Genomic DNA, 23,338 nt, shown 5'->3' with positions numbered 1-23,338 from the left:
CCCAGTCAGGTGACGTGCATCACTGACACTTGTTAGTTACTGTCCGTAACATTCAACGCCCCGGCCGGGCGAACAATCTTCGAACGCAGCCGAGTTTTCCGCATTTCCGCGAGAGGAGCGACTGTGGCGTTACCGCACACACAGGGGCTCACCGAAGCACCTGACGGCTTGGACACCGCAACGGTGGACGCTGCGATACTCGGCGACCGAGAAGCATTCGAGTCACTGGTGCACTACTACGGACCTGCACTTCACCGCTATGCGCGTCGAATGCTCGCAGATGAAGGCGACATTCTCGAGGTAGTCCAGGACACCTTCGTGGCCGCGTGGCGCCGACTCGATTCATTTCGTGGCGAATCGTCGATGCGAACATGGCTTTTCGCGATCTGTTCCCGAAAGATCGTGGACAGCTATCGAATCAAGAGAGCGCAACCGATCGACGACAAGCTGCTGGATCCTCTCGTGCCGTCTCCCGAGGCCGGCCCGTTCGACACGACCTCGAACGCCGCGTTCCTGGAGGCACTGGAAGAAGCGTTGGGTGAATTGCCTTATCGCCAGCGTGCGGCCTGGACGCTGCGAGAGGTGGAGATGCTCACGTTCGTTCAAATCGGCAAGATTCTGAGACTCACTCCGGATGCAGTGCGAGGGCATCACCATCGTGCACGGGCTAACCTGAGTGAACGAATGACGAGGTGGCGATGACTGAATCACGAACCGACGCATTGATGGCGCACGCATCCGACGTCCTGCGGAACGCTCCCGAGCCAGGCTGGGATCGAATCAGCGACAAGGTGATCCGGGCGCTACGGTCGACCTCGGCGTCCGGTTGGCCGCTCGACGCACACGCGTCCGAAGGTCCACGTCTAGGCACGGTGTCGGTGAGCGATCACGTACTCCGCACCCATTTGGCCGCCGAGATACGTTCTCGACACCACTGCTCGCCGAGCAGTATCGAGTTCTTCGTCGACGGCCACGAAATACGTTCACTACGTATCGAACTGGCAGCGCCATACGGAGTGGATCTGGCCGAACTGTCGGACCGGGTTCGATTCACCGTCGTCGATGTCGTTCACCTGATCCTCGGCGACATGGACCCACCCGTCTCTGCAGAGAACGTCCACATCGCCGTAGTCGACATCGTGGATGATCTACCTGCCGAGGAGAACACCAAAAACCACTCCGAGCACTAGGTGTTTGTTCGGCAAGTGTTTGGGAACCCGGCACTCATGACCACTCCCCCACCACCGGATCCGGGCCCCGTCCCCGACCCGGGGTCGCCGACACCACCCGCGCCGGCACCACCCGATCCGCTGAATCCCCCGCCCGTGCCACCGACTCCGACGCCACCGAACCCGTATCCCCCGGATCCGATCCCGCAGATCTGAAGTCAGCTGCCCCGAACTTCAGACTTCAGCCGCCGAGTTCGGCGATCATCTCGCTCAACGATTCTGCGGCGATACGTAGTTCACCTTCGTCGGGGTTGTCGGGCGAGGACGGTAGGCGTTCGGCCAACTGTTCGCGAGTGACAAGCGAGATACCCTCGAGACCGAACCCTTCTTCATCGGGGACGTAGATCTCGATCTCGCCCCCAACCGCTACCAATTCCGAATGGGGCCCGCTGCCCAGCAGTGCACGCAGGTGTTCGGTCGTCACGGTCATATGGTTCACGTGAAATCTCCTGCTTCGGTGACAGCTGACTTTGCCGGTATGGCTCGACGTGACGTACTGACTCGACGTGACGTACTACCCCTATTGAGTACCCCTCGCGGGTGAGCAAGAAACGACAAGTACATGAACACCAACCTTCAGAGAGACGCAGCCACCATGAGTGAACGAAATTCCACCGACCGCACTGATCAGACGGACGAGCCGCAGACCACCGGCACCGACCACGGTCCCGGAACCGGGGCCGATGCCGCACACAAGGACGTTCAGACCGATCCGTCGGGCGAGCGTACGTGGGCCGACGAGGGTGGAGCCTCGAGTACCGGCCCGGCAACCGACACCGACTGATCGCGCAAGAGCTCAGTCATCGGGACCAAGGTCCCGTGGGCCGACGCTCACGGGTCCTTGAAATCCTTACGGATCTAACGCTTTTCACCTGGGTTTTCGCGATGCGGTAAGGTAGGCACTCAGCACGGTTGAGTACCCAGCCGTTGAAGACGAGCACGGTTCGTGCGTTGCTTCCCGTGCCGTTTCCCGGTTTCGAACGAAACCGTTTCGAACCAGACCGTTCGAACGAACCGTTTCGAGCAATCCGTCAGGAGTTTCGATGAACGAGTTTTCGAGAACTACAGATGAGCGTACGGACAGTCCCCCCACATTCACCACGACGTGTGCGGAAAACATTCAATCACTCGTGGTCAGCGGCGAGATCGACGTCCGGTCCCGAGCTGATTTCGCTGCCTGCGTCGACGACCTGATCGGTGAGCGTCACCCGTTCGTACTCGACTGCTCGGACGTCCAGTTCATCTCCGTCGGAGGTCTTTCCATCATCGAGACTCTGTCGGCCAAGGCACGAAGGCTCGGCGTTCCTTGGACGCTCGTCGCAGCGCACCCCGTCAGGCGCCCGCTGTCTCTTCTGAAGATGGACGCAGACATCGTGTTCACCGACTCGACAGCCGAGGCGGTCACATACCTGTCCTCGACCACCGTGCTGGACGAGACCCTGGCGGAGCCGATGTCGGCGTGAGTACCGATCTCGAAAAGCTCTCCGAATTCGTCGTCGTCGCAAACCGACTACCCGTCGATCTCGAAACCGACGAGGACGGTGGCAAGAACTGGAAGCGAAGTCCGGGTGGACTCGTCACTGCTCTCGAACCCATCCTGCGACAGCGAGACGGCGCTTGGGTCGGCTGGCCGGGCGTCGCGGACGAGAAGGTAGATCCCATAGTGGTTGACGGCCTTCGTCTGTTTCCCGTCGAGCTGACCTCTCAGGACCTCGCCGAGTACTACGAGGGGTTCTCCAACGACACGCTGTGGCCGCTCTACCACGACGTCCTGGTGGCACCGACGTTCGAACGGTCGTGGTGGCACACGTACGTCGCGGTCAACCAGCGGTTCGCCGAGGAAACCGCCCGTTGCGCCGCGGACGGAGCCACCGTCTGGGTGCAGGACTATCAATTGCAACTCGTGCCGGCAATGCTGCGCGAACTGCGCCCGGACCTGACGATCGGGTTCTTCCTTCACATTCCGTTTCCTCCGGTCGAGCTCTTCATGCAGCTTCCGTGGCGCAAGGAGATCGTCAAGGGAATGCTGGGCGCCGATCTGATCGGCTTCCACTTGCCTGGTGGCGCAAACAATTTCCTGTTTCTGGCCCGAAAACTACTCGGACTCAAGACAACGACCGCGGGCGTCGGTGTTCGAAGTGCGCTCGGGCATGTGGATTTCGACTCTCGCGTCGTCAAGGTGGGGGCATTTCCCATCTCCGTCGATTCGGCCGAGCTGGAGCGCCAGTCGAAGAGCGAATCGGTCCTGCGCCGCGCACGCGAATTGAAAGAAGAGCTCGGAAATCCCGAAAAAATCCTGCTGGGAGTCGACCGCCTGGACTACACCAAGGGCATCGACCTGCGACTGCAAGCCCTCAAGGAACTCCTCGACGAGGGCCGCTTGGATCCGGAGAAGTACACGATGGTGCAGCTCGCCACGCCCAGTCGTGAACGCGTGCAACACTATATCGACCTTCGCAGTGTCATCGAGGAACAGGTGGGCCGCATCAACGGCGACCACAGTCAGATCGGCCGCCCCGTAGTTCACTACCTGTATCAGCCGGTCGACCGCGAAGAACTGATCGCACTGTTCGTCGCTGCCGACGTCATGCTCGTGACGCCGATGCGTGACGGGATGAATCTGGTGGCCAAGGAGTACGTGGCCTGCCGAGGCGACCTCGGAGGCGCTCTCGTTCTCAGCGAGTTCACCGGTGCTGCAATGGAATTACGACAGTCATACCTGGTCAACCCGCACGATTTGGACGGCGTGAAAAATACAATCCTGACCGCAGTTCATCAGGATCCGAAAGAGGGCCGTCGCCGTATGGCTGCGCTGCATCGCCAGGTCATGACGCATGATGTGCATCAGTGGGCCGAGTCGTTCCTGACTGCACTTTCGCCGCCCGAACCGCGCCCGGACAATCAGTTCGTCACGGAGCGCGAGTCTGACTTTGCACGCAACAACTGCCCCCGTGGGCTTGCGTCAAGGGTGAGCGGAGACTCGAGCTAGGATTGGTTTCAGTTCATCGTCAAGCAGCGGCTGCGAACTGATCTCCTCAACATAGCCGTGCAATGCTGCATCGGCCCAGAAAGACAGGCCGACCATGCCCCTCACGGTGAAGTACTCCGAAACCTACAACGACGCTCTCATCGCGCTCGCTGCTGCTACTCATCGGCCGGCCAATGTGGTGAACCTGTTCGGCGAGTACGCCATTCGTGTCGATCTCGAATACAACCGTTATCTTCTGGCGACCAATACCGCGGCCGGACTCTCCGATCGACCCGACAACGGAGAATCGTGGCTGGTGCGGTTCTTCCAATCCGAAAACACCGACACACCGGATCGCCTCCTCGCGGAAGCGTCGCATCAATGGTTGGTCGATGCTTTGGACGCCGCGCTCGAACAGATCGAAGCGGCAGGCAACAAGATCTCCGCCGACGCGGACTTCGGCGACCCTACCCGCACCGAAACTCCATCCTGAACGGCATCGTATGGAGCAACGCTACTAGTCACCCTCGGCGGTCAACTGGCTGATTCGAGCCGCTAAGACTGCATTTTCGGCCTCCAGGGACAGAATCAGACGGATACCGACCAGATTGACTCCGTCGTCGATCAGCGCGGTGATTCGTCCGAGCGTATCCAGGTCGGCCTCGCTGTAACGGCGTGTACCGCCATCCGTGCGGGTTGGTGTGAGCAGGCCCCTTCGCTCGTAAAGGCGCAGCGTCTGAGGTCCTACCCCGGACAGTTCTGACATCACTGAGATCCCGTATACGCCGCGCAGCGCCCGGGTCTGGGATTCCGACGTCACTGGAACCTCCTAGTTCGGTGTCGGCTGTCTCAATCGGCGTCATCCGACCTTAGCATCATCACGCAGTGAATCTGACGCCCAGGACATAGATTCAAGCGTGTCCAGGGCCACTCATGACAAAAATCGTCGAGCCGAGAAGGCATGTAATGGCAGATCAAAGCCGATTTCGGCAAGATCGCACAGGGAGCTTCCCTTAGCCGTCGAATCGAAGTAGCCTTGCCAATTATCTACATCGGCTGATATAGATTTTGTAGCACTTGAAAGCGCCATAACCGGCACTCGAAGGTGTAGAACACCCAGACGTCGGAGTCGGTGGTTCAGCCGACTCCCTCACGGCACACTCTTCACCGGGAGCAAGATGACGACGATCGACATCCCGCCCACACAGGGCGAGAGCACCACCGGCATCGGAATCACTGTTGCAAGCGCGACATTGACAACCGAAGAGGTCAAGCGCCGAATCGCGATGATGTACGGCGACCCGGTGACAGAGGAGCCAGTAGCACTCGCGCACTGAACCTGACCGACACGCGATCCGATTGACGATGGCGCGAGACCGCCCCGTTCGCGGGCGATCCCCATCAAGACGAGAGGAAAACATATGTCCGAGTTCACCGTACCGGGACTGAGCAGCGCAGACGGTTCGTCCGTCGCCGATATTCTGCAGGAACGCCTCAGCGCCTACAACGACCTTCATCTGACGCTCAAGCACGTCCACTGGAACGTCGTCGGACCCAACTTCATTGGCGTGCACGAGATGATCGACCCACAGGTGGAGCTGGTTCGCGGCTACGCCGATGATGTGGCGGAACGTATCGCGGCACTGGGCAACTCCCCCAAGGGCACAGCGGGAGCGATCGAGCGCGATCGGACTTGGGACGACTACTCCGTCGGCCGCGACGACGCTCGCGCCCATCTGGCTGCGCTCGACCTCGTCTACACCGGGGTCATCACCGACAGCCGCACTGCAATCGACAACGTCGGCAAGATCGATCCGATCACAGAAGACATGCTGATCGGCCAAACGGCACAGTTGGAGAAGTTCCAGTGGTTCGTTCGTGCGCACCTCGAGAACTCCGGCGGCAGCCTCGTACACGAAGGCGCGTCCACCGAGCAGGATGCCGCAAACGAGGCGCGTCAGAACTGACGCTCCGTCCGCGATTTCGGCCGATCGGGGGTCGGCCGAAATCGCGATCCCCACAACAGGAAAGGGCAAGAGCATGTCTGCGGACTCGCGCGGCACGTCGGCACAAACGCGTCGCGAGTATCAGATGTTCGTGTTGCAACAGCGTTTGTTGTTCGGATCGATCGTGGCAGGCACCGCCCTTGGAGTTCTCGCGATCAATTACTTCTGAAATATCAGGGGCCGCAGCCGTCGAAGACAGGACAGAAACGACACAATCATGAGTTCGAGCACTCTCCGCTCGATCGTTCGAAGCGATCGATTTGCGGCAAGCACTTCTTCTCTTCTGCTCGTGGACAGCGATTTCCGTATCCAGGGCGCAAACGACGAATACCTTGCCGTGTCCGGCCGCAGCCTCGATCAGTTGCACGGAGTGGAAGTGTTCGAAGCCTTCCCCGACAATCCCGACGACTCGTTTGCCGACGGAATCTTCTCGTTGACAGCGTCATTCGAGCGCACGATGCACTCCAGAACTCGGGACGCACTGCCGACTCAGCGTTACGACGTGCGCGATGAGCGAGGTAGTGGGCTGTTTGTCACGCGCTATTGGAATACGGTCAATTCCGCCGTCACCGATGATGACGGCAGGGTGATCGGAGTGCTTCATCGTGTGTACGAGGTTCAACGACCCCAGGCTCAGCAGTCCAGTTCAGCGTCAGACGTCCTCACCCGCCTTCGCGCGGAAAACGACGAACTGAGAAGAGCTTTGGATTCTCGGCCCGTGATCGAGCAGGCCAAGGGATTGCTGATGGCCGAGCGCGAGTGCTCGGCCGACCAAGCCTTCGACCTTCTGGTCGAGATGTCGCAGGAATGGAACGTCAAGTTGCGCGACATCGCCGGTGGTCTTGTCGCCGCAGCAGAGAGACGTGCCGTCGATCAAAAGAATTCCTGACGACCGGGATTCAAAGGTTGTACGGCTGGGTAATGACCGACCAGAGGTACCCCCGAAATCTTCCCCTCGAGGGAGGAGCCTCGAAGGTCCCGCCGGTTCAGGCCGGCGGGACCGAGCTTTGCCTTAACACCCGACCCGGATCCCCGATCCGAGTCGAGTTCGTCACGCAGCGAAGGGAACGTCCATGTTCATGCGCTCCTACACATCTCCCAGGCCCCTTGCCGACGAGTGGGATTGGCAGCTGTCCGGCACCTGCCGCGACACCGACCCCGCCCTGTTCTACGACGACACGAACGAGCGCGGCTCCAGGCGAGCGAAACGCGAGAGTTCGGCGAAGCTGGTGTGCGCCAGGTGTCCTGTCGTGCAGAGATGCCTCGTGCACGCCATCCAGACCGGGGAACCCCACGGTATCTGGGGCGGCATGACCGCGACCGAACGAGAATCGTTGCGTAAAGGTCGAACTGAACCACTGATCAGTGCCGCTGCGAACTCACCGGAGTAGGTGGCAACCTCAAGGCCTGGCCTCGTGATGCCGTAAACCGTGCGTGCGGCGTCGCTCCTTCATCTCGGCTTCGAAGAGGTGCGGCACTCCGCCGGCCAGCTTGTCACGCACCACCTGTTCGCATTCGCGAAAGAAGGACCAGTAGTTCTCGTCGAACTCCTCGACCAGCTGGAAGGTCCAGCGCCCTTCGACCACGTTCCGGCCCATCAACTCTTTCTCGACCTGATCGGCCAGCTCGTCGTTACCGCTGGTTCGCAGTAGCTCGACGACCTCGTCGAGCATCAGATCTGCATGTCCGATCAGCTGATGGAAGTCGTACAGAGCGCCTCGCGCCCGCTCCACAGTTTCGAGGGCGTTCGACAACACCCCCGCTGCCTTCACCTCGTCGTCCGTGACGCCTTCCGGTCGTGCGTGTACGGGGATCTGCCTGTCCGCCTGAGTGCCCATGAAACGGACGTACCCGAACGGGTCACAAATGAAAGATGGGATTCGGTACGAGCGCACCACAGGTGATGTGTCTCACAATTCATCCTCTAGTTCGGGTAAAGAGGATTACTTCGCCGGGCGAAGGGTAATCGAAGGCCATGAATACTTCCGGGGTAGAGATGGCTGGCACGCATGGCCGGTACCGTTCCTTGCCTCGGTCCGCCGGAATTACGCCACATCTACCTACAGGAAGCCCCTTGATTCCTCTGTCGAGTCCGACCGAAGCCGAACTTACTCACGACTCCATTGCCTCGCTCCGCGTCCGAGCGTCGTACTCCCAACTGCCGACTCTGCGCGGAATCACCCGCACGGTTGCCAACAACACCGGATTGGACGTCGACGGGACAGCCGACCTTGCTCTGGCAATGGACGAAGTCGCGAGCATCCTCATCGGCCATGCGATACCGTCCAGCGACTTGACCTGCCGATTCGAGACCTACGGTCGCACTCTTCGGATCGTCGTGTCGGTGATCGCACACTCCGAAATACCCGACAAGTCCCACAGCTTCGGATGGTTCGTTCTCGAAGCACTGGTCGACTCGGTCCGTTTGGAGCAATCGGAAATCGACGCGGACGGTCACATCACCCTGACGATGACGCTTGAAAAGGGCTTGCTCCAGGAGCGTGCGTGACCGCTGTCCCACCGGACGATACTGTCCCACCGGGCAAGGCTGTACCACCGGACAAGAAGGACCAGTACGAACTAGCTGTCGAATTGTTCGTCTCGATGGCTTCGCTTCCACCGGATGATCCGACCCGAGAAAAGATCACCAACTCGATCATCGAACTGTGCCTACCGCTCGCCACCCACGTTGCACGTCGCTACCAGGGGCGCGGCCAACCTTTCGAGGACTTGGAACAAGTTGCGCGCGTGGGGTTGGTACAGGCTGTGCAGCGATTCGACGTAGACAAAGGATCGGATTTCCTGTCGTTCGCAGTCCCCACCGTAATGGGTGAGGTACGCAAGCATTTTCGCGATCACGGCTGGTCCGTACGCGTACCTCGCAGCCTTCAGGAACGACATCTTGCCCTCAACCGGGCGCTCACGTCGTTGTCGCAGACGCTCGGCCGTGCACCGACGGTAGCGGAACTTGCGACGGAGCTCGACATCGAGCCGGACGAGGTCGAACAGGGGTTGACCGCCGGAAATTCGTATCGAACCACACCGCTCGACACCGCGTCAGCCGGCGACGGGAGCGGACTGACTCTGATCGATACTTTGGGACAGTACGACGAAGCGATCAGTCGGATCGACAATCACGAAACCCTGCGACCCGCGCTCCTTGCACTACCGGAGCGCGAGCGCACGATCGTGGTTCTCAGATTCTTCGGTCATCTCACCCAGTCCCAGATTGCCGAAAAGATCGGCATCTCTCAGATGCATGTATCCAGAATCCTCACTCAGACACTGAAGCAGCTGCGCACCGAGATGGGTGAAATCTTCTGAAGTAGGTCCCCAGGATCAGATGTATTCCTGCGCAAGACGTTCCATCTCGTCTCGGTCAATGAGCCCGGGCTGGCCGATGTCGAGAGCCTCGAGATACTTGTTGGCGAGACGGTAATCGTGCCCCCACCGGCCGTGCTCGCCGTCCTGCTCGGTGCGCTGAACACTGGAACCGGGCGGAACCTCGTCCTGCAGACCGTTGGTCTCCGCGCCGATCAGTGTGTCGAGCTTGGTCGAGATGGCCGTGAGTGCATCGCGGTCGTTCATCTGAAATCCCTTCGTCAGGTGGCGCTGATCCCCAACCATACCGAAGTGTCGAGCCAAAAACATTGCACCGCTTAATGTTCGACTACAAGCCTGGACCGATCCAAGCCCTCGAGCTACACTGAGCGATACCGAGGTTGAGAATACAGCCGGGGCTGAAGCCGCTGGCGCTCGGTTCGCATCAGGACTCTGGATTCAGGTCACAACTTCCTGCGTACATCCATTGGGCTCAATGCTTTCCACACCTGGACTCTTCCACTTTCCGTGCCGCCAGGTCGGTCGTCAGCCTTTCGACGAAAAGCACACAGACCGGATCTGCCATGAATCTGAATGAACTCGACCACACAGCGATCGATTTCGTCGATCCCTCAACACAATTGGGTCCGATCGTGGACACACAAGGCTTCGCAGCCTGGCGGATAACGCCCTCGACAGTCCTGATCCAGGTCGACGTCGACCTCGATAAACTGTCCGCCCCAGAACTGAGAGAACTTCTCAACTCGTACGCTGCGGAGTGGTCCCGCGTCATTCTCGACCTGTCCAACTCACTGTTCGTCGGTGCGGTCTGCCTCGAACTGTTCGCCGAACTGAACTCCCGTTCACGAGCGCACGACTTCCAGTGGTCCGTCATCGGGTCACACCCGCTTCGACGCTTGCTTCGGGCCGCACGGGCGGAAGAGGAATTTCCGGTCACCAACTCTGTCGAGGGAGCAATGCGCGCGCTCGCCGAAGCAGAAAAGTCACTCGAAGCCTCCTGACGCCAAGCCTGCACCGGCGTCGAGCGCCGCGCGCTCGCAGCGACTAAGGTTCGTCGGGCTGTCCGACGAGCTGAGAGAGACCGAGAATGACAATCGCCAAGCGCCTCGATGCCTTGCAACAGAAGCATCCGGCCCTGGGGTTCCCGATAGCGGTCCTCTACAAGTTCCTCGACGATCAAGGTGTTTATCTCGCCGCGCTGATCGCGTACTACGGCTTCGTCTCACTCTTCCCTCTTCTTCTGTTGCTCTCGACCATTCTCGGCTTCGTGCTCTCTGGCAACCCCGAGCTTCAGCAACAAATCTTGGACTCCGCTCTGCATCAGTTTCCGGTGATCGGTGACGATCTGGGCAATGCGCAACAGATCGGCGGCGGTGTCACAGGGCTGGTGATCGGAATCGTCGGTGGTCTCTACGGTGGCCTCGGTGTCGCTCTGGCTTGCCAGAATGCGATGAACACGGTGTGGTCGGTGCCCCGAAACATGCGACCGGATCCCATCCGCGGGCGTCTTCAAGGGTTACTGCTCCTGGGCACCATCGGTCTCGCGATCTTGGGGACCACCGCTGTCTCCAACATCGGCGGTGCGCTTCATCTGGGCGGTTCGTTCAGCTTCCTGTTGACCCTTGCGGTAGTCGTCTTGAATGCAGGCATCTTCATCGTCGCTTTCCGGCTCACCTGCGCCCGCCCGCTCTCGGTAGCCGATGTGGCGCCTGGAGCGATCGCCGCTGCTGTTCTCTGGCAAGCACTTCAGTCCTTCGGTGCCCTCTACGTGACCTCCGTGGTGCGGGGTGCCTCCACCACCAATGGCGTCTTTGCCATCGTTCTGGGTTTGTTGGCCTTCTTGTTCCTCGCTGCCGCCTCGATCGTCATGTGCGCGGAAATCAACGTCGTGCGAGTCGACAAACTCCATCCGCGGGCGTTGTTGGCTCCGTTCACCGACAACACCGAACTCATCGAAGGCGATCGGCGTACCTTCGCCGATCAAGCAAAAGCCCAACGCGCGGTTCCCCACGAGAACATCCATGTGACGTTCGACGGGCACACCAAACCCGACGATTCGGACTGATCTCGACCCCGATCGAGTTGGGTATTTGGTCCCCTCCTGGGTATCGGGGTGGCATTCTGCGCCGCGAATCCAGATTTAACACAGGTGTTGTCATTTCGCGCTACATCGAAGCGACGAATACATCACAGCAGGTAAACGCGCATAGTTGAACAATCACCTGCTTCCGACGTGGTCCCGGAACGGGACAAACCCGTCAAATACTGCAACTCGCCATGCATGTAATTGGAGACAGAAAAAGAAGAGCATGGCAGGATCAGGTGTGAGACCGGACTCTCGATGGGAGGGCTCGGCTCGATGGATCCAGGAGAATTTGGTTATGGCTCAGGGCAGTGTCAAGTGGTTCAACGGTGAAAAGGGCTTCGGATTCATCGAGCAGGAAGGTGGCGGACCGGATGTGTTCGTTCACTACTCGGAGATCCAGGGCAGCGGCTACAAGTCCCTCGACGAGGGCCAGAAGGTCGAGTTCGAGATCGGACAGGGCCAGAAGGGCCCCCAGGCTCAGAACGTTCGCGCCATCTGAGTTCGATCCCAGTCTGACTTCAGACTGAAAAGGCTGGACGCTGCACCGCACGGTGCCGGCATCCAGCCTTTTCTTGGTTTCAGGGCCGTCTTGGTTTACGGGTCCGGCTCGTTCCGAGTTGGCCCCGGTTACGTCGCTCGCGCCCGCTTCTTCTTGTGGGAGCTGTCGCAGAACGGCGCGATGCCGGTCCGCCCGCATCGACACAAAGCAACCGTAGAGCGCTTGTTCTCTATCGGAGTGCCGTCGTCACGGAGCAACTCGAAGTCACCACGCACCAGCAGCGGGCCGTCCGAGCAGGCGGTTATGGTGGTGTTGTTACCGGCAACACTCGGTGTTTCGGCAGATGACGATTCGGGAAACGCGGTCATATGTCCTCTTCACTTCTCGATTCGGCCACTGGCGTGCCCACTTCAATGCCTGTTCCACAGGCTCGCGGCCCATTGAGCGCCACTCTCGTTTCCATTCTGCGCTCCTCGGCCGATCCGAGGGAGCTTACGGCTGCCGCTGACACGTACGAGGTTGCACGGTCCATCGACCCCACCTACGACATTCTTCGAGACGACGACGCTCAGTTGACTCTGACGCTCCTCTACGAGCTTTATTTGCAGGGAATCGAGAACGTCTCGGACGCGTGGGAGTGGAATCTGGACCTGCTCGCGGCGAGGTCGCGTCTCGAGACGCATTTCGAGGCCGCCATCGTGGAACTCGTGGGAAAAGTTCCGTCGTCCGGTGACGTCGTAGCCGATTTGTGGGCGATGACGGCTCCCAGTGCAGGCCCCGGTCTGGCGTCCTTTATGGCGAAGGACGCCACAATCGATCAGTTCGCGGAGGTGCTGATTCACCGTTCGCTCAATCAGCTGCGTGAAGCGGATGTGCACACCCTTGGAATTTCGCGCCTCTCCGGTGCCGTCAAAGCAGCCCTCGTCGAAGTGCAGAGCGACGAGTACGGAGGGGGCAGCGCAGAGCGAATGCATTCGCGTCTTTTTGCCGACACCATGCGGGCTGTAGGCCTTTCGGACCGCTACGGCCACTACATCGATGCTGTTCCCGCGGTAACCTTGGCGTCGTTGAATGCTCTCTCGCTCTTCGGCTTTCATCGCCGACATCTCGGAGCGCTGGCCGGGCACCTGTGCGCCGTCGAGACCACGTCGGCGCTGCCGAGCAAACGGTACAGTGCCGGCTTGCGCCGACTCGGATTCGGTTCGGACGCGACACTGTTCTACGACGAGCACGTGGAAGCGGATTCCGTTCACGAACAGATCGCCGTTCGGGAACTTGCCGGCGGTCTTGCTTCTTCGCAGCCGCACCGCACTGATGACATCTTGTTCGGCGCTGCAACGTGCCTCGCGTTCGACGACCTTCTCGGCGATCACCTCACATCAAGTTGGGAGAAGGGCGAGACTTCGTTGCGCGAATGATCACGAGTTGTTCGATTTCCTGACCGGTGGTGATCAACCCTCGTGCCTCGAGCATGGTGCGCCTCTCGCGCATCACGGGCCCGAAGGGAATGTACTTCCGGGCCGAGATCTCCACGGCCATACCGTGTTCCTCGAGTATCGCCTCGGTCTTGTCGACCCCACACAGTACCGACTGCAGAAGAAGTAGTGTGCCGCCGGGGACGAGTACTTCGTGAACGGTGGCCGCGATCCTGTCGATGAGGGCGCGTCCGTCCTTGCCTGCGTCCCAAGCCCGTTCGATTCCAGCGGTAGGTAGATCGTCTGCCAGTGCAGGGACGTACGGCGGGTTGGAGATCACCAGATCGAAGAGTTCGCCGTGTACCGCCTCGGTGAGGTCGCCGCGACGGGAATCGATCAAGGTTCCGTTGAGGATTCCGTTGAGACGAGCATTGGCGCACGCTCGGCGAGATATGTCGACCGCGACGACGTGGCCTGCACCAGCCGCCGATGCCGCGACGGCGAGGGCGCCGGTCCCCGTGCACAGATCCAGGACCCGGCTGCGAGCGGTGAGGTGCTCGAACAGCAGCGCATCCGCCAGTAACGACGTGTCGTGTTGCGGTCGATACACACCAGGTAGACGCAGGATCATCATCGGCTCCTCTTTTTCAGGCGACATCGCACATCGCTGCGTGCGGCTACCCAGGAACCTCGGATTTCATGCGAACATCGCAGCATCGACTGCCCGGAACGGTTACATCGTCGCAGTTTGCGGAGTAGACCTGAGTCATGACAGGCAATGCGGACGCTCCTCAGGTAGCCGCGGCGTTTGCTTCCGCAGCAGATTCGCTCGACACACTCGCCGAAGCGATTGCCGGACTCCGGTCCAATCTGAACACGGACGAGCATCTCGACTCCATGCTCCAACGTCTGGCCGAGACCGCGGTCAAAGCACTGCCTGACGCCGATGCTGTCAGCGTGACTGTGTTGTCCACCGATGGCCCACGAACTGCTGCGTCCACCGCGGACTACCTTTCCGAGATAGATGACGCCCAGCACTCCGCTGATCGTGGTCCGTGCGTTGACGCCGCGCGCACGGTGTCCTCGGTTCGGGCAAAGGTGGGTGATCACGTCGACGAATGGCCGGAATTCACCGACGAAGCCCGCAAACAAGGCGTCCGGTCCTACTTGTCCGTGCCGATCACCATGGGCGAAGGGAACACCGAACTGCTCGGCGCTTTCAACGTCTACGGATTCGCCTCGACAGAGTTCAAGGCCTTCGACGAAGAGTTGATGAAATTGTTCACCGCCGGTGCGGGCGCGGCGATCGCAGATTCACGACGCTGGCGTCAAGCACACGAGCACATCGAACAGTTGCACTGCGCCATGGAATCTCGGGCCGAGATCGAACAAGCCAAAGGTGTCCTGATCGCCGTCCACGGCATCGACGCCGAGGAAGCATTCAGCCGTCTTGTGCAGCAATCGCAGAACACCAACGTGAAATTGCACGAGGTTGCCCGGATGCTCATCGATTCGGTGCGCCACCGCCGATTCTGAAGATTCTTCGGCGCAAAACCCCGTTTTGCACCTTAAAGCAAGTCGCAAAACCCCGTCTTGTACCCCGAAGTCACAGTTCTCAAACGCATCCAGAGATGTTTCACCGAAACAGTTTTCGACCTGCGTGACTGCTGGCGGTCGAGCGGCGGCCCTCGTCCGAAATGTGGTTATCTGTTGAGAACCGGGACGAAAGAAGACCCGACCGTACCAGGGTGAGGAAAGGATCGTCACTGTGCCAATCGACCAGGTTCTTGTCGTAGTTCCCGCCCACAACGAAGCCGAAGACCTCCCCAGTTGCCTTCGCGCACTCGCAACAGCGGCGTCGGCTTGCGTTGTCCCCGTCCGACTGGTTGCCGTCCTCGACAACTGTTCGGACGGAACCGCCGGTGTAATCCCCGACGGGGTCGAAGTACTCCGCGTCGAGCACCAGAACGTCGGACGTTCGCGAGCGACGGGCTTTTCCGAGTTCGGCCGAGAGTTGGGAGCTTCGGCGTGGTTCACCACCACCGATGCAGATTCGGTGGTCGGCCCCACCTGGATTGCGCGCCAATTGGAGTATGCGCGTACTGCGGACGTCGTCGCGGGAACCGTACGCATCGCGGATTGGGAAGGCCATCCACACTCCGTTCGCGAACGATACGAACGTATGTACCACGCACATCCATATGGTCGACACGGTCACGTCCACGGGGCCAACCTCGGTGTCCGCGCGGATATGTACTGGAGCGTCGGAGGATTCTCCGATCTCGAAGAAGACGAGGACGTCGATCTCGTCCGGCGGTTGAGCGAGGCTGGTGCCTGTATCGCGTGGGCAGAAGACATTGCGGTCACCACGTCTGCGCGTCTCGACGGCCGAACTCCGGGCGGCTTTGCCGGTCATATCCGTAACCTGGGTTGTACGACCGCCGATAACGAAGAAGCGGAGCTGGCACGATGAAACGACTACACACACTCCTGGACGCAGGTGGACTGTACTTGCCGCTTCCCGGCGGCGGCGCGACAGCCGCGCGGTGGACCTCCCTGGCAGAGCTCACGCGCGAGAATGTGGTTCTCGGGCGGATGGCTGAGGCTCACACCGATGCCGTCGCGATACTCACCGAACTCGACGGGCCGGATCCCGAACCCGGGCAGCTGTGGGGAGTGTGGGCGGCCGAGCCACCCGAACCGGTCGTGAATGCGTCTGAGCACGTAGGGATCTGGACGCTCACCGGCCGCAAATTGTGGTGTTCCGGCGCCAACACCTGCACGCATGCACTGATCACCGCCTTGGTCGACGGAGTACCCTCACTCTTCGCAGTTGAGCTCGGACTACCTGGGGTGCATCCCGTTCCCGATTCGTGGAAGGCCGTCGGTATGGCCGAAAGCGACTCCAGCGCGGTCGACTTCGACATGGTTCCGGCGATACCGGTCGGGACGGCAGGCGACTACCTGAGCAGGCCGGGGTTCTGGCACGGCGCGATAGGCGTGGCTGCATGTTGGTACGGCGGTGCCTGCGGCGTTGCAGATCCGTTGTACGACAAGGCTGCAAGCAGCGACGATCCCTACCTACTCGCCCACCTCGGCGCGGTCGATGCAGCGCTGGCCGCAGCGCGCAACGCGCTCGCAGTCGCGGCGGCGGAGATCGACGCCGATCCTTTCGATGAAAATGCCGAGGCCATGCAGCGGGCACTCCGTGTGCGGGCAATTGTCGAGCGCGCCGCCACCGAGACCCTGGATCGGGTGGGACGCGCTCTCGGCGCCGCACCGCTCTGCATGGACGCCGAGCATGCCGCGCGGGTAGCCGACCTCACCGTCTACTTGCGGCAGAGCCACGCCGAGAAGGATCTCGCCGAACTGGGCCGGATTGCGGCCAAGGGGAAACGGCCGTGGTGAACTCGAAACTGTTCGCGCAGAAGCCTGTCGACGATGGCGGCACTCCCGAATCGACATGGCAGGAGTGGGGACGCAGCTTTCCGGAACTGGATCTCACCGGGTGCTCGCGATTGATCGTCGTCGCTCCCCATCCCGACGACGAAATACTCGGACTGGGTGGAACTGCTCTTCTCGCAACGCTTTCCGGCATCGACGTTCACGTGGTGTCTGTCACCGACGGTGGAGCCTCACATCCCGATTCACCAACAGTGACTCAGCCTGAGATGGAACATCTCAGGCGGTCCGAGTCGGATCGAGCAGCGCGTGTACTCGGAATTCCCGCACCGGTTCGATTGAGCCTTCCAGACGGGAAGATCAGGGAGAACCGACAGGAGTTGACCGACCGTCTCAGCTCGATTCTCGGTGATTCCTCGACGGGTACCTGGTGCGCCTCGACATGGCGCGGGGACGGCCACCCCGACCATGAAGCCACCGGGGAGGCAGCGGCGAAGGCCTGCGCGGACACTGGATCACGATTGATCGAGTACCCCATCTGGGCGTGGCATTGGGCTGAGCCGGATCATGCAGCAGTCCCGTGGGAAAGGGCCAGAAGAGTGGCCTTGCCCTCCGACGTTCAGGCTGCAAAATCCGCTGCTGCCAATGAGTTCACTTCACAGATCGCCCCGCTTTCCGACCATCCCGCGGATGCCCCCATCCTCCCCCGACATGCGATGGAACGACTACTGCGACCGTACGAAACGGTGTTCGTATGACCGATCGTGAGCTTCCCGCGGACTACTTCGCCAAGATGTATGCGGCGCAATCCGATCCGTGGGACTTCGAATCCCGGTGGTACGAGCAGCGAAAGTACGCGCTCAGCGCCGCGATGCTCCCCAAACCTCGATACCGTCGCGCATTCGAACCGGGATGCTCGATCGGGGTTCTCACCGAGAAGTTGGCAGAGCGCTGCGACAGCGTTCTCGCCACCGACATCGTCCCGGCCGCACTCGAGAGCGCCCGTGCGCGGCTTACCGGACGTGATGCCGAATTTCGTCTGTGGGCGTTGGGTGACGACTGGCCCGACGAGACTTTCGACCTCGTCGTCATCAGCGAGGTCGGCTACTACCTGACCTTCGAAAAGCTGATCGAGGCAATGCTGCACGTCGTCGAGCATCTCGAGCCTGGTGGAACGCTGCTGTGCGCCCATTGGCGTCACGTCGTACCGGAGTATCCGCAGAACGGTGACGCCGTTCATTCGGCTGTGCGCCAGACACCGGGGTTGGCGCAGTTCGCGTCGTACCAGGACGAGGACGTGCTGATCGATGTCTTCGTGAAGGGTCCGCCGTCACCACCATCGGTAGCGCGTTCCGAAGGTCTGATCTAGAAGACCTGTGCGCGGTTGAGGAGTGTGGGGACTCCTCAACCGCGCACAGGGGTCAGTCTCGCTTCTCCAACGCGAGGTCCGTATCCGATTGCAGTTCACCGACTTCGGTCTTGAGGATCCGCATCGACCTGCCAAGGCCGCGGGCCGCGTCGGGCAGCTTCTTCGAACCGAACAGCACCACGAGCACTACTGCGACGATTGCCCAGTGGGTCGGGCTGAGCGCGCCCATCAGGCGGGTTCCTTGCCATCGGGGTACACCGCGTCGACCTCTACCTCGACGAGCCAACCGGCAACGGGCAGTCCGGCAACCTCGAGGGCGAAGCGGGTGGGCCGAGCGCTGTTGCGCTCGATCGGAGCGATCGGCTCGGCAGTGCCCATCGGCACCAGCTCCGTATCACCGGTGTCGAGATTGGTATTGGCGAAGAACTGGCGGTACGCGCGATTCCATCCTGTGTAGTCGGCCTTGTCCGACCCCGGCGCGTTGTCCAGGAAGACGCGCATCGTCACGACGTCTTCGAGACTCAATCCCTGGGCTTCGAGGTTGTCGCGGATCTTCTTGAGTACGTTGATGCCCTGCGCCTCGGTGACGGTGACCCCGGCAGGCAGAACTCCGCCGGAGAACTGGCCGTCGATGTACGACTCCGGCGAACCTTCCGGCGCCGCCTTGTTTCCTGCCGACGGGCCGATGCCGCTGGTCTTGTAGATCGCGGTGTCGCCGCCGATCGCGACACCCTGAGCGATCATCGGGTTTGCCTGCCCCGCTTCGAGAATCGATTTGGAGACGAACGAACTCGACGTGGTTTCGGCGTCCGCCTCATCAGACGAGCAGGCCGTGGCGAAGCCCAGTAGCGCGGTGGCGGCGAATGCCGCTGCAAGGACCTTGGTGCTGCGAGATTTCATGATGTGACCTCCAGAGAAAGTGATGGAAAACGAAGCACGTCAGGCAGTTTGCGCAACACGCTGATGCAGATGGGTGACGACGTCCTGCGCGGACGTGAAGGCCCCGTGCTGCCAGGCGATGGCGTTGGAGAGGTGATCGCCGGCGAAGTAGATCCGGTCGACGGGTTCGAGCAGCTTGGTGTACTCGGGAGTTGCCATGCCGCCGTGGGAATCTCCCGCGCCGGCCCATGATGCCCAGGCGGATTCCGAATACTTGGTGCGACGCCAGCTTCCGGAGAAGGACGACGAGATGTCGCGAGTGTATTTGTCGCCGTGGATTTCTGCGCCTTCGGCGATGGCCTTTGCCAGCCGCTGACGGTGGGTGAGCGATTCGAAAGCCTGTTGACGCTTACCCGAGCTGTAGTACGCGACCACGACGCCGCGGTCGGAGTTGTAGTGGTCGTAGGGGAACATGATCTGGGAGATGTCGCGGTCGGTGTTCGACGCGCCGCCGTAGATGCGGTCCTCCGTCTCCCACCACCGACGCGAGTATTCGATACCGAGCTTGCCCGACGACGACGGCTTGGCTGCATCCAACGCGAGCAGGATGTCGGAGGGCAGGTTGTTGTTCAGCCGCTTGATCAGGTGCGGTGGGATCGTGCAGATTGCGTAGTCGGCGGTGATCGACTTGGTGTTGCCGTCGACGACGTAGTCGACGGTGACGCCTTCCGGCACGTTCTTCATGCCGCTGACCTCGGCACCGAACTCGATGTTGTCCATCCCGATCGCGTCCTGGAACTTGTAGTAGATCCGGTCCATGCCGCCGACGGGGGTCATCATCGTCATGGCCTGGTCGTAACCGAACTCGAAGGAGAATGCACGTCCGATGCCGCCCTGGATGACATCGCTCATCCCGAATGGTTCGATCTCGGTTCCGAAGTTGAGGCCGGCGCCCGGCTCCGCGGAGTGCCCTCGACGCGAGGATCCGACATAGCGGCCGTCGCTGGAGAGATCGCCGAAGTCGGTGAGGAAGGACGAGAGTGCTTCTTTGTCTTCCTTGCTCAAGACCTGGTCGAGCGCGCCCTGATTGGTGGCCTTCTGCAGCAGCTCGGACATGTATCCGTAGGTGTCGGCTTTGGCTGCTCGGTAGGTGATCGACTGATTCGCCAGCGGCTTGTTGCCGGTGTAGTTGACGAAGGTGTTCGCATTCTGGTTTCCGAACATCTGCAGTTCGACGCCCAGTTCGCGGCAGTAGTCGATGGTGTTGTGATTTTGCGGAATACGCGTCGCACCGAGGTTGTAGAAGTGCCCCTCGGAGAACGTACAGGTCTGTGTCTCACCGTTCAGGTCGGTTTCTTCGGTGCCGTTGCGGATCGACCACACCCGACCACCCGGCCGGTTGCGCGCTTCGAGGACAGTGACCTTGTATCCGGCCTTCTGCAGTTCGTAGGCGGAGCACAGACCGGACGGTCCACCGCCGAGGATCACGACGGAGTGATTTCCCTTGACCTTTCCGATCAGGTCACCCGCGGCAGGTGCCTGAAATCGCCTCGGCGTCGATGCCACCGCCGGCGCCAGGCCGATAGACGACATAGCACCGAGTGCCAGGCCGGCGCCGCCGGTGATTCCCAGACTGCGCATGAAAGATCTACGTGTGTATGGCATTCGAGCTCCCCAGTGTGCTCCCGGTGACCCGGGTGGTTGGTGTTGAACACAGACTTCAGGAGCGTTGGGTCCGGAACTTGACGCGCAGGAAACAGTCAGTGGGGACCGAGTGAGAAACCTGCGAGCATCAGCATCGGGCTCTCTCACCCGAGTGCGATCAGCGGAAGCATGTCCGCAATATCCGCGTTACAGAACCGGACTAGCGTGACGCGACATGTCCGCTCTCACCGAAGCTATCGCGCGGTCCTTCACCACGCGCGAGAAGCAGCCCCCGGCGCGATCACCGCTGCGCGCGTTGGGCCGTCGGCAACTCTCGGGCGCCGAAGTGCTGGCCCAGTCGGTGGCAACCACCGCCCCTGCTGTGTCGATGGTCGTTCTGCCCGTCACCATGCTGACACACGGCCGATTGTTGAGCGGGATGATCACCATCATCGCGGCCACCGTGCTGGTGACGCTCATCGCTTTCTGCGTTTCGCAGTTCACGCGCCGAATGGCAGCATCGGGCGGGCTGCACAGCTTCGTCTTTCGTGGCCTGGGCACCCGGGCAGCATTGACCACCGGCATCGCCATGCTGGTCAAGTACGTCGGCAGCGCGGTGATGACGCTCTATCACGGAGGACAGGCCGCAATCGCATTGCTCGGCTTCGCGGGTGTGCACGTGGACAAGACTTTTCACGTCATCGCGCTCTACCTTGGGATAGCCCTGCTGATTCTCGGTGCCCTCGTTCGAAGTGTCAGATTTGCTGCTCTCGCGATCCTCGTCGTCGAAAGCTGTTCACTTCTGTTCATCGTCGGGCTCATGATTGTGGGCGGTTCCGGAAGTCAACAAGCACAGATCGTTCCGCCTACCTCCGGCCACGGGCTGTTACTCACCGCCCTGGCTGCCGTGTTCGCTCTCGCCGGATTCGAGAGCGCGGCCTTCTTCGGCCCCGAAGCTCGTCGTCCGCTGGTAACCGTCACCCGCACAGTCCTTCTCACCCCGATCATCTGTGGATCGCTCTTCATCTTTGCGGGCTGGGCCGCTTGGTCGGGACGTAGCGACACCCTCGTCAACGCCTATCTCCACGGAACAGCGACGGGTGTGAGTCCAGGTGTCGTCATCGCGCTCAACGTCGGTCTGGGGTGCTCGTGGCTGGCGTCGTCGATGGCGTCGTCCAATGCTGCGTCGCGACTGGTCTACTCGTTCGGCGTCGAACGCCTACTCCCCCGCCGGTTCGCCTCGGTTCACAGCGCATTTCGCACGCCCTACTTCGCGCTGACCGTCGTCGTCTGCACAGTTCTGGTGGGCGGCGGAGCCTTTGCCATCCTTGGACGTGGAGAGATTTTCGACGACGTTCGACTGACGGTTCGCGGTGCCGTCATCGTTGCCTATGCACTGGTGGCGATCGCATCGGTTGTCTTCCTGACGCGTATCGGAGAGCACACTCCCGGCGTTCTCGCAGCCGCGTCATGTGGAAGTGGTGCCGGTGCGATAGTTCTCGGTTACCTCGTTTACGCCAACACGATCGACCATGCGTACGTTGCACCGATCGCTGTGCTCGTGATCCTGACCTCGGGCACGCTCTGGCAGTTCTACCTGCGACGCCGAAGCCCCAAGAGCCTGCTGCACGTCGGCGCGTTCGACAGTCCCGAAACCGAGGACGTACTACCAGGAGCTGGGGTGTTCGCCACCGACGCAGCCGGAAACATCGTGCTGGTGGGCGAGCCGACTGCCGGCGCCCGCTGATGGTGGGCCGACCACGCGACCTCGGTGGGCACGAACCCCGAGCGGTTCAGCGCGCCCTTGCCCTCCTCGAGTCGGCGGCCAGGCTCGGATCGGGAGCCACCGCCAAAGACATTGCAGCCCTGGCCGACATCCCACCTGCCACTGCGTATCGGTTGCTCAACATCCTTGTCGCCGACGGTTACCTGGTTCGGATCGCCGACCTCTCCGGCTTCGCGCTGGGCCGACGCACCCGTGAATTGGCCGGGGCTGCCGCCGAACCCACCCCCGTCGACAATTCGGTGCTCCTCGAAGAACTCCGCGAACAGCTACGGTTCGGCGTCTACCTCGCGTCGTTTGCAGAGAACAGAATTCGACTGGTCGATCGCGATCCAGACCACGAGCTCAGCGGCGAACGCACACTGGTCACGGCCCTTCACGCGTCGGCTATCGGGAAGCTTCTCCTCGCCAGCCGACCCGAATTGGCCGAGACCCCATTGCGAAAGGTCACCGCACACACCATCACCGACGGCGACGCATTGGAACTCGAACTCTCGCGGATCCGGCGCGGTGAGCCCGCCCGAGAGGTAGACGAGATTCGTGTCGGACGCTCCGCCGTCGCCGTCCCGATCCACGACGCGGAAAGGTGTGTCGTCGGTGCCTTGGCTGCGATAGGTCCGACCGGCAGACTTTCCGTCGACGACGCAGACCTGGTCGTGCTGTTGCGGGAGTACGCGGAACGCATCGTTGCACCGACGATGTCGAAGGCAAGCTGA

Annotated in this window: 33 protein-coding genes; 24 read left to right on the top strand and 9 right to left on the bottom strand. The window is 61.1% G+C overall.

Features of this window, described 5'->3' with window-relative positions; translation table 11 throughout:
* Positions 1-123: 123 nt before the first annotated feature.
* Positions 124-702, top strand: a complete 579-nt coding sequence (locus RA302_RS06440; protein ID WP_020968728.1) for an RNA polymerase sigma factor — start codon at positions 124-126, stop codon at positions 700-702.
* The gene (locus RA302_RS06435; RefSeq protein ID WP_338479806.1) at positions 699-1,190 is read left to right on the top strand and encodes a hypothetical protein; all 492 of its coding nucleotides are present in this window, start codon (positions 699-701) and stop codon (positions 1,188-1,190) included. The genes RA302_RS06440 and RA302_RS06435 overlap by 4 nt, the downstream gene beginning before the upstream one ends.
* Before the next feature lie 220 nt (positions 1,191-1,410).
* On the opposite strand, the gene RA302_RS06430 is transcribed toward RA302_RS06435, so the two are convergent.
* Positions 1,411-1,659, bottom strand: a complete 249-nt coding sequence (locus RA302_RS06430) for a hypothetical protein (RefSeq protein WP_007726566.1) — start codon at positions 1,657-1,659, stop codon at positions 1,411-1,413.
* A 165-nt stretch (positions 1,660-1,824) separates the two neighbouring features.
* Between RA302_RS06430 and RA302_RS06425 the strand changes: the two genes are divergently transcribed.
* From RA302_RS06425 to RA302_RS06410, 4 genes are all read left to right on the top strand, one after another.
* On the top strand, positions 1,825-2,013 hold the full coding sequence (locus RA302_RS06425; protein ID WP_228117918.1) for a PI-type proteinase: 189 nt from the start codon (positions 1,825-1,827) through the stop codon (positions 2,011-2,013).
* A 259-nt stretch (positions 2,014-2,272) separates the two neighbouring features.
* The gene (locus RA302_RS06420; RefSeq protein WP_019747460.1) at positions 2,273-2,692 is read left to right on the top strand and encodes an STAS domain-containing protein; all 420 of its coding nucleotides are present in this window, start codon (positions 2,273-2,275) and stop codon (positions 2,690-2,692) included.
* The gene (locus tag RA302_RS06415; protein WP_338479804.1) at positions 2,689-4,218 is read left to right on the top strand and encodes a trehalose-6-phosphate synthase; all 1,530 of its coding nucleotides are present in this window, start codon (positions 2,689-2,691) and stop codon (positions 4,216-4,218) included. Before RA302_RS06420 ends, RA302_RS06415 begins: the two co-directional genes overlap by 4 nt.
* Positions 4,219-4,312: 94 nt before the next feature.
* Positions 4,313-4,690, top strand: coding sequence for a hypothetical protein (locus RA302_RS06410; protein WP_019747463.1), 378 nt, complete (start codon positions 4,313-4,315; stop codon positions 4,688-4,690).
* Between the two features lie 24 nt (positions 4,691-4,714).
* Here the strand turns inward: RA302_RS06410 and RA302_RS06405 are convergent, their stop codons facing one another.
* Positions 4,715-5,017: a MerR family transcriptional regulator gene (locus RA302_RS06405; RefSeq protein WP_003943719.1), complete on the bottom strand. Its 303-nt coding sequence runs from the start codon at positions 5,015-5,017 to the stop codon at positions 4,715-4,717.
* A gap of 358 nt (positions 5,018-5,375) precedes the next feature.
* Here RA302_RS06405 and RA302_RS06400 point away from each other — a divergent pair, with 358 nt between their 5' ends.
* The 5 genes from RA302_RS06400 to RA302_RS06380 all read left to right on the top strand — a co-directional run bounded on the left by RA302_RS06400 (position 5,376) and on the right by RA302_RS06380 (position 7,594).
* Entirely contained in the window at positions 5,376-5,534 is a 159-nt protein-coding gene (locus RA302_RS06400; protein WP_003943664.1) for a hypothetical protein, read from the top strand.
* Positions 5,535-5,618: 84 nt separating this feature from the next.
* On the top strand, positions 5,619-6,164 hold the full coding sequence (locus RA302_RS06395; RefSeq protein WP_019747464.1) for a DNA starvation/stationary phase protection protein: 546 nt from the start codon (positions 5,619-5,621) through the stop codon (positions 6,162-6,164).
* Positions 6,165-6,237: 73 nt separating this feature from the next.
* Positions 6,238-6,372, top strand: a complete 135-nt coding sequence (locus tag RA302_RS06390) for a hypothetical protein (protein WP_020968725.1) — start codon at positions 6,238-6,240, stop codon at positions 6,370-6,372.
* A 48-nt stretch (positions 6,373-6,420) separates the two neighbouring features.
* Complete coding sequence (locus RA302_RS06385) at positions 6,421-7,092, top strand: ANTAR domain-containing protein (protein WP_020906546.1); 672 nt, start codon at positions 6,421-6,423, stop codon at positions 7,090-7,092.
* Between the two features lie 184 nt (positions 7,093-7,276).
* Positions 7,277-7,594: a WhiB family transcriptional regulator gene (locus RA302_RS06380; RefSeq protein ID WP_020906545.1), complete on the top strand. Its 318-nt coding sequence runs from the start codon at positions 7,277-7,279 to the stop codon at positions 7,592-7,594.
* 9 nt (positions 7,595-7,603) lie between these two features.
* Here RA302_RS06380 and RA302_RS06375 read toward each other — a convergent pair whose 3' ends face one another.
* Positions 7,604-8,041: a hypothetical protein gene (locus tag RA302_RS06375; protein ID WP_029254688.1), complete on the bottom strand. Its 438-nt coding sequence runs from the start codon at positions 8,039-8,041 to the stop codon at positions 7,604-7,606.
* A 236-nt stretch (positions 8,042-8,277) separates the two neighbouring features.
* Between RA302_RS06375 and RA302_RS06370 the strand changes: the two genes are divergently transcribed.
* Positions 8,278-8,712, top strand: coding sequence for an anti-sigma factor (locus RA302_RS06370; protein WP_019747468.1), 435 nt, complete (start codon positions 8,278-8,280; stop codon positions 8,710-8,712).
* A gap of 95 nt (positions 8,713-8,807) precedes the next feature.
* A complete protein-coding gene (locus tag RA302_RS06365; RefSeq protein ID WP_223258034.1) occupies positions 8,808-9,527 on the top strand; it encodes a SigB/SigF/SigG family RNA polymerase sigma factor in 720 nt (239 codons plus the stop codon).
* Between the two features lie 15 nt (positions 9,528-9,542).
* On the opposite strand, the gene RA302_RS06360 is transcribed toward RA302_RS06365, so the two are convergent.
* A complete protein-coding gene (locus RA302_RS06360) occupies positions 9,543-9,791 on the bottom strand; it encodes a hypothetical protein (protein ID WP_020968722.1) in 249 nt (82 codons plus the stop codon).
* Positions 9,792-10,108: 317 nt separating this feature from the next.
* On the opposite strand from RA302_RS06360, the gene RA302_RS06355 reads away from it, so the two are divergent.
* The 3 genes from RA302_RS06355 to RA302_RS06345 all read left to right on the top strand — a co-directional run bounded on the left by RA302_RS06355 (position 10,109) and on the right by RA302_RS06345 (position 12,130).
* Entirely contained in the window at positions 10,109-10,546 is a 438-nt protein-coding gene (locus RA302_RS06355) for an STAS domain-containing protein (RefSeq protein WP_019747471.1), read from the top strand.
* An 86-nt stretch (positions 10,547-10,632) separates the two neighbouring features.
* Positions 10,633-11,610 carry a YhjD/YihY/BrkB family envelope integrity protein gene (locus RA302_RS06350; RefSeq protein WP_003943713.1) on the top strand — a complete coding sequence of 326 codons (978 nt, stop codon included), beginning with the start codon at positions 10,633-10,635 and terminating at the stop codon, positions 11,608-11,610.
* Positions 11,611-11,926: 316 nt separating this feature from the next.
* The gene (locus RA302_RS06345) at positions 11,927-12,130 is read left to right on the top strand and encodes a cold-shock protein (RefSeq protein ID WP_003943666.1); all 204 of its coding nucleotides are present in this window, start codon (positions 11,927-11,929) and stop codon (positions 12,128-12,130) included.
* A gap of 128 nt (positions 12,131-12,258) precedes the next feature.
* Here the strand turns inward: RA302_RS06345 and RA302_RS06340 are convergent, their stop codons facing one another.
* Positions 12,259-12,498, bottom strand: coding sequence for a CDGSH iron-sulfur domain-containing protein (locus tag RA302_RS06340; RefSeq protein ID WP_019747472.1), 240 nt, complete (start codon positions 12,496-12,498; stop codon positions 12,259-12,261).
* Here RA302_RS06340 and RA302_RS06335 point away from each other — a divergent pair, their 5' ends adjacent.
* Complete coding sequence (locus tag RA302_RS06335; protein ID WP_338479788.1) at positions 12,499-13,548, top strand: iron-containing redox enzyme family protein; 1,050 nt, start codon at positions 12,499-12,501, stop codon at positions 13,546-13,548.
* Here the strand turns inward: RA302_RS06335 and RA302_RS06330 are convergent.
* The gene (locus tag RA302_RS06330) at positions 13,505-14,203 is read right to left on the bottom strand and encodes a HemK2/MTQ2 family protein methyltransferase (RefSeq protein ID WP_283567108.1); all 699 of its coding nucleotides are present in this window, start codon (positions 14,201-14,203) and stop codon (positions 13,505-13,507) included. The genes RA302_RS06335 and RA302_RS06330 overlap by 44 nt on opposite strands.
* Before the next feature lie 110 nt (positions 14,204-14,313).
* Between RA302_RS06330 and RA302_RS06325 the strand changes: the two genes are divergently transcribed.
* The 5 genes from RA302_RS06325 to RA302_RS06305 all read left to right on the top strand — a co-directional run bounded on the left by RA302_RS06325 (position 14,314) and on the right by RA302_RS06305 (position 18,316).
* Positions 14,314-15,081 carry a GAF and ANTAR domain-containing protein gene (locus RA302_RS06325; RefSeq protein WP_070385394.1) on the top strand — a complete coding sequence of 256 codons (768 nt, stop codon included), beginning with the start codon at positions 14,314-14,316 and terminating at the stop codon, positions 15,079-15,081.
* 232 nt (positions 15,082-15,313) lie between these two features.
* Complete coding sequence (locus RA302_RS06320) at positions 15,314-16,018, top strand: glycosyltransferase (protein ID WP_019747476.1); 705 nt, start codon at positions 15,314-15,316, stop codon at positions 16,016-16,018.
* The gene (locus tag RA302_RS06315) at positions 16,015-16,953 is read left to right on the top strand and encodes an acyl-CoA dehydrogenase (RefSeq protein ID WP_019747477.1); all 939 of its coding nucleotides are present in this window, start codon (positions 16,015-16,017) and stop codon (positions 16,951-16,953) included. Before RA302_RS06320 ends, RA302_RS06315 begins: the two co-directional genes overlap by 4 nt.
* The gene (locus tag RA302_RS06310; protein ID WP_030535919.1) at positions 16,947-17,705 is read left to right on the top strand and encodes a PIG-L family deacetylase; all 759 of its coding nucleotides are present in this window, start codon (positions 16,947-16,949) and stop codon (positions 17,703-17,705) included. The genes RA302_RS06315 and RA302_RS06310 overlap by 7 nt, the downstream gene beginning before the upstream one ends.
* On the top strand, positions 17,702-18,316 hold the full coding sequence (locus RA302_RS06305) for an SAM-dependent methyltransferase (RefSeq protein WP_019747479.1): 615 nt from the start codon (positions 17,702-17,704) through the stop codon (positions 18,314-18,316). The genes RA302_RS06310 and RA302_RS06305 overlap by 4 nt, the downstream gene beginning before the upstream one ends.
* A 52-nt stretch (positions 18,317-18,368) precedes the next feature.
* On the opposite strand, the gene tatA is transcribed toward RA302_RS06305, so the two are convergent.
* From tatA to RA302_RS06290, 3 genes are read right to left on the bottom strand one after another with little or no spacing between them, the layout of a single operon-like run.
* Positions 18,369-18,545 carry a Sec-independent protein translocase subunit TatA gene (tatA, locus tag RA302_RS06300; protein ID WP_020906537.1) on the bottom strand — a complete coding sequence of 59 codons (177 nt, stop codon included), beginning with the start codon at positions 18,543-18,545 and terminating at the stop codon, positions 18,369-18,371.
* Complete coding sequence (locus RA302_RS06295; RefSeq protein ID WP_020968713.1) at positions 18,545-19,216, bottom strand: Rid family hydrolase; 672 nt, start codon at positions 19,214-19,216, stop codon at positions 18,545-18,547. The genes tatA and RA302_RS06295 overlap by 1 nt, the downstream gene beginning before the upstream one ends.
* 39 nt (positions 19,217-19,255) lie before the next feature.
* A complete protein-coding gene (locus RA302_RS06290) occupies positions 19,256-20,836 on the bottom strand; it encodes an FAD-dependent oxidoreductase (RefSeq protein WP_264614627.1) in 1,581 nt (526 codons plus the stop codon).
* A 238-nt stretch (positions 20,837-21,074) separates the two neighbouring features.
* Here RA302_RS06290 and RA302_RS06285 point away from each other — a divergent pair, with 238 nt between their 5' ends.
* Together RA302_RS06285 and RA302_RS06280 are read left to right on the top strand one after the other, a co-directional pair.
* A complete protein-coding gene (locus tag RA302_RS06285; RefSeq protein ID WP_020968712.1) occupies positions 21,075-22,586 on the top strand; it encodes an APC family permease in 1,512 nt (503 codons plus the stop codon).
* Complete coding sequence (locus RA302_RS06280; RefSeq protein ID WP_153211330.1) at positions 22,586-23,338, top strand: IclR family transcriptional regulator C-terminal domain-containing protein; 753 nt, start codon at positions 22,586-22,588, stop codon at positions 23,336-23,338. The genes RA302_RS06285 and RA302_RS06280 overlap by 1 nt, the downstream gene beginning before the upstream one ends.

This window comes from Rhodococcus sp. DN22 (assembly GCF_036669995.1).
In the GTDB taxonomy this organism is placed as follows: domain Bacteria; phylum Actinomycetota; class Actinomycetes; order Mycobacteriales; family Mycobacteriaceae; genus Rhodococcus_F; species Rhodococcus_F erythropolis.
The sequence above is the reverse complement of the archived record's forward strand: the minus strand, read 5'-3'. Positions and strand labels throughout refer to the sequence as shown.

What these genes read in the sequence shown, in the direction of transcription:
- RA302_RS06285 (WP_020968712.1), top strand. Translation starts at nt 21,075, where the DNA reads ATGTCCGCTCTCACCGAAGCTATCGCGCGGTCCTTCACCACGCGCGAG.
- RA302_RS06280 (WP_153211330.1), top strand. Translation starts at nt 22,586, where the DNA reads ATGGTGGGCCGACCACGCGACCTCGGTGGGCACGAACCCCGAGCGGTT.
- RA302_RS06375 (WP_029254688.1), bottom strand. Translation starts at nt 8,041, where the DNA reads ATGGGCACTCAGGCGGACAGGCAGATCCCCGTACACGCACGACCGGAA.
- RA302_RS06435 (WP_338479806.1), top strand. Translation starts at nt 699, where the DNA reads ATGACTGAATCACGAACCGACGCATTGATGGCGCACGCATCCGACGTC.
- RA302_RS06315 (WP_019747477.1), top strand. Translation starts at nt 16,015, where the DNA reads ATGAAACGACTACACACACTCCTGGACGCAGGTGGACTGTACTTGCCG.
- RA302_RS06420 (WP_019747460.1), top strand. Translation starts at nt 2,273, where the DNA reads ATGAACGAGTTTTCGAGAACTACAGATGAGCGTACGGACAGTCCCCCC.
- RA302_RS06350 (WP_003943713.1), top strand. Translation starts at nt 10,633, where the DNA reads ATGACAATCGCCAAGCGCCTCGATGCCTTGCAACAGAAGCATCCGGCC.
- RA302_RS06425 (WP_228117918.1), top strand. Translation starts at nt 1,825, where the DNA reads ATGAGTGAACGAAATTCCACCGACCGCACTGATCAGACGGACGAGCCG.
- RA302_RS06355 (WP_019747471.1), top strand. Translation starts at nt 10,109, where the DNA reads ATGAATCTGAATGAACTCGACCACACAGCGATCGATTTCGTCGATCCC.
- RA302_RS06430 (WP_007726566.1), bottom strand. Translation starts at nt 1,659, where the DNA reads ATGACCGTGACGACCGAACACCTGCGTGCACTGCTGGGCAGCGGGCCC.
- RA302_RS06325 (WP_070385394.1), top strand. Translation starts at nt 14,314, where the DNA reads ATGACAGGCAATGCGGACGCTCCTCAGGTAGCCGCGGCGTTTGCTTCC.
- RA302_RS06345 (WP_003943666.1), top strand. Translation starts at nt 11,927, where the DNA reads ATGGCTCAGGGCAGTGTCAAGTGGTTCAACGGTGAAAAGGGCTTCGGA.
- RA302_RS06395 (WP_019747464.1), top strand. Translation starts at nt 5,619, where the DNA reads ATGTCCGAGTTCACCGTACCGGGACTGAGCAGCGCAGACGGTTCGTCC.
- RA302_RS06400 (WP_003943664.1), top strand. Translation starts at nt 5,376, where the DNA reads ATGACGACGATCGACATCCCGCCCACACAGGGCGAGAGCACCACCGGC.
- RA302_RS06380 (WP_020906545.1), top strand. Translation starts at nt 7,277, where the DNA reads ATGTTCATGCGCTCCTACACATCTCCCAGGCCCCTTGCCGACGAGTGG.
- RA302_RS06335 (WP_338479788.1), top strand. Translation starts at nt 12,499, where the DNA reads ATGTCCTCTTCACTTCTCGATTCGGCCACTGGCGTGCCCACTTCAATG.
- RA302_RS06295 (WP_020968713.1), bottom strand. Translation starts at nt 19,216, where the DNA reads ATGAAATCTCGCAGCACCAAGGTCCTTGCAGCGGCATTCGCCGCCACC.
- RA302_RS06360 (WP_020968722.1), bottom strand. Translation starts at nt 9,791, where the DNA reads ATGAACGACCGCGATGCACTCACGGCCATCTCGACCAAGCTCGACACA.
- RA302_RS06385 (WP_020906546.1), top strand. Translation starts at nt 6,421, where the DNA reads ATGAGTTCGAGCACTCTCCGCTCGATCGTTCGAAGCGATCGATTTGCG.
- tatA (WP_020906537.1), bottom strand. Translation starts at nt 18,545, where the DNA reads ATGGGCGCGCTCAGCCCGACCCACTGGGCAATCGTCGCAGTAGTGCTC.
- RA302_RS06390 (WP_020968725.1), top strand. Translation starts at nt 6,238, where the DNA reads ATGTCTGCGGACTCGCGCGGCACGTCGGCACAAACGCGTCGCGAGTAT.
- RA302_RS06365 (WP_223258034.1), top strand. Translation starts at nt 8,808, where the DNA reads ATGGCTTCGCTTCCACCGGATGATCCGACCCGAGAAAAGATCACCAAC.
- RA302_RS06305 (WP_019747479.1), top strand. Translation starts at nt 17,702, where the DNA reads ATGACCGATCGTGAGCTTCCCGCGGACTACTTCGCCAAGATGTATGCG.
- RA302_RS06290 (WP_264614627.1), bottom strand. Translation starts at nt 20,836, where the DNA reads ATGCGCAGTCTGGGAATCACCGGCGGCGCCGGCCTGGCACTCGGTGCT.
- RA302_RS06340 (WP_019747472.1), bottom strand. Translation starts at nt 12,498, where the DNA reads ATGACCGCGTTTCCCGAATCGTCATCTGCCGAAACACCGAGTGTTGCC.
- RA302_RS06410 (WP_019747463.1), top strand. Translation starts at nt 4,313, where the DNA reads ATGCCCCTCACGGTGAAGTACTCCGAAACCTACAACGACGCTCTCATC.
- RA302_RS06330 (WP_283567108.1), bottom strand. Translation starts at nt 14,203, where the DNA reads ATGTCGCCTGAAAAAGAGGAGCCGATGATGATCCTGCGTCTACCTGGT.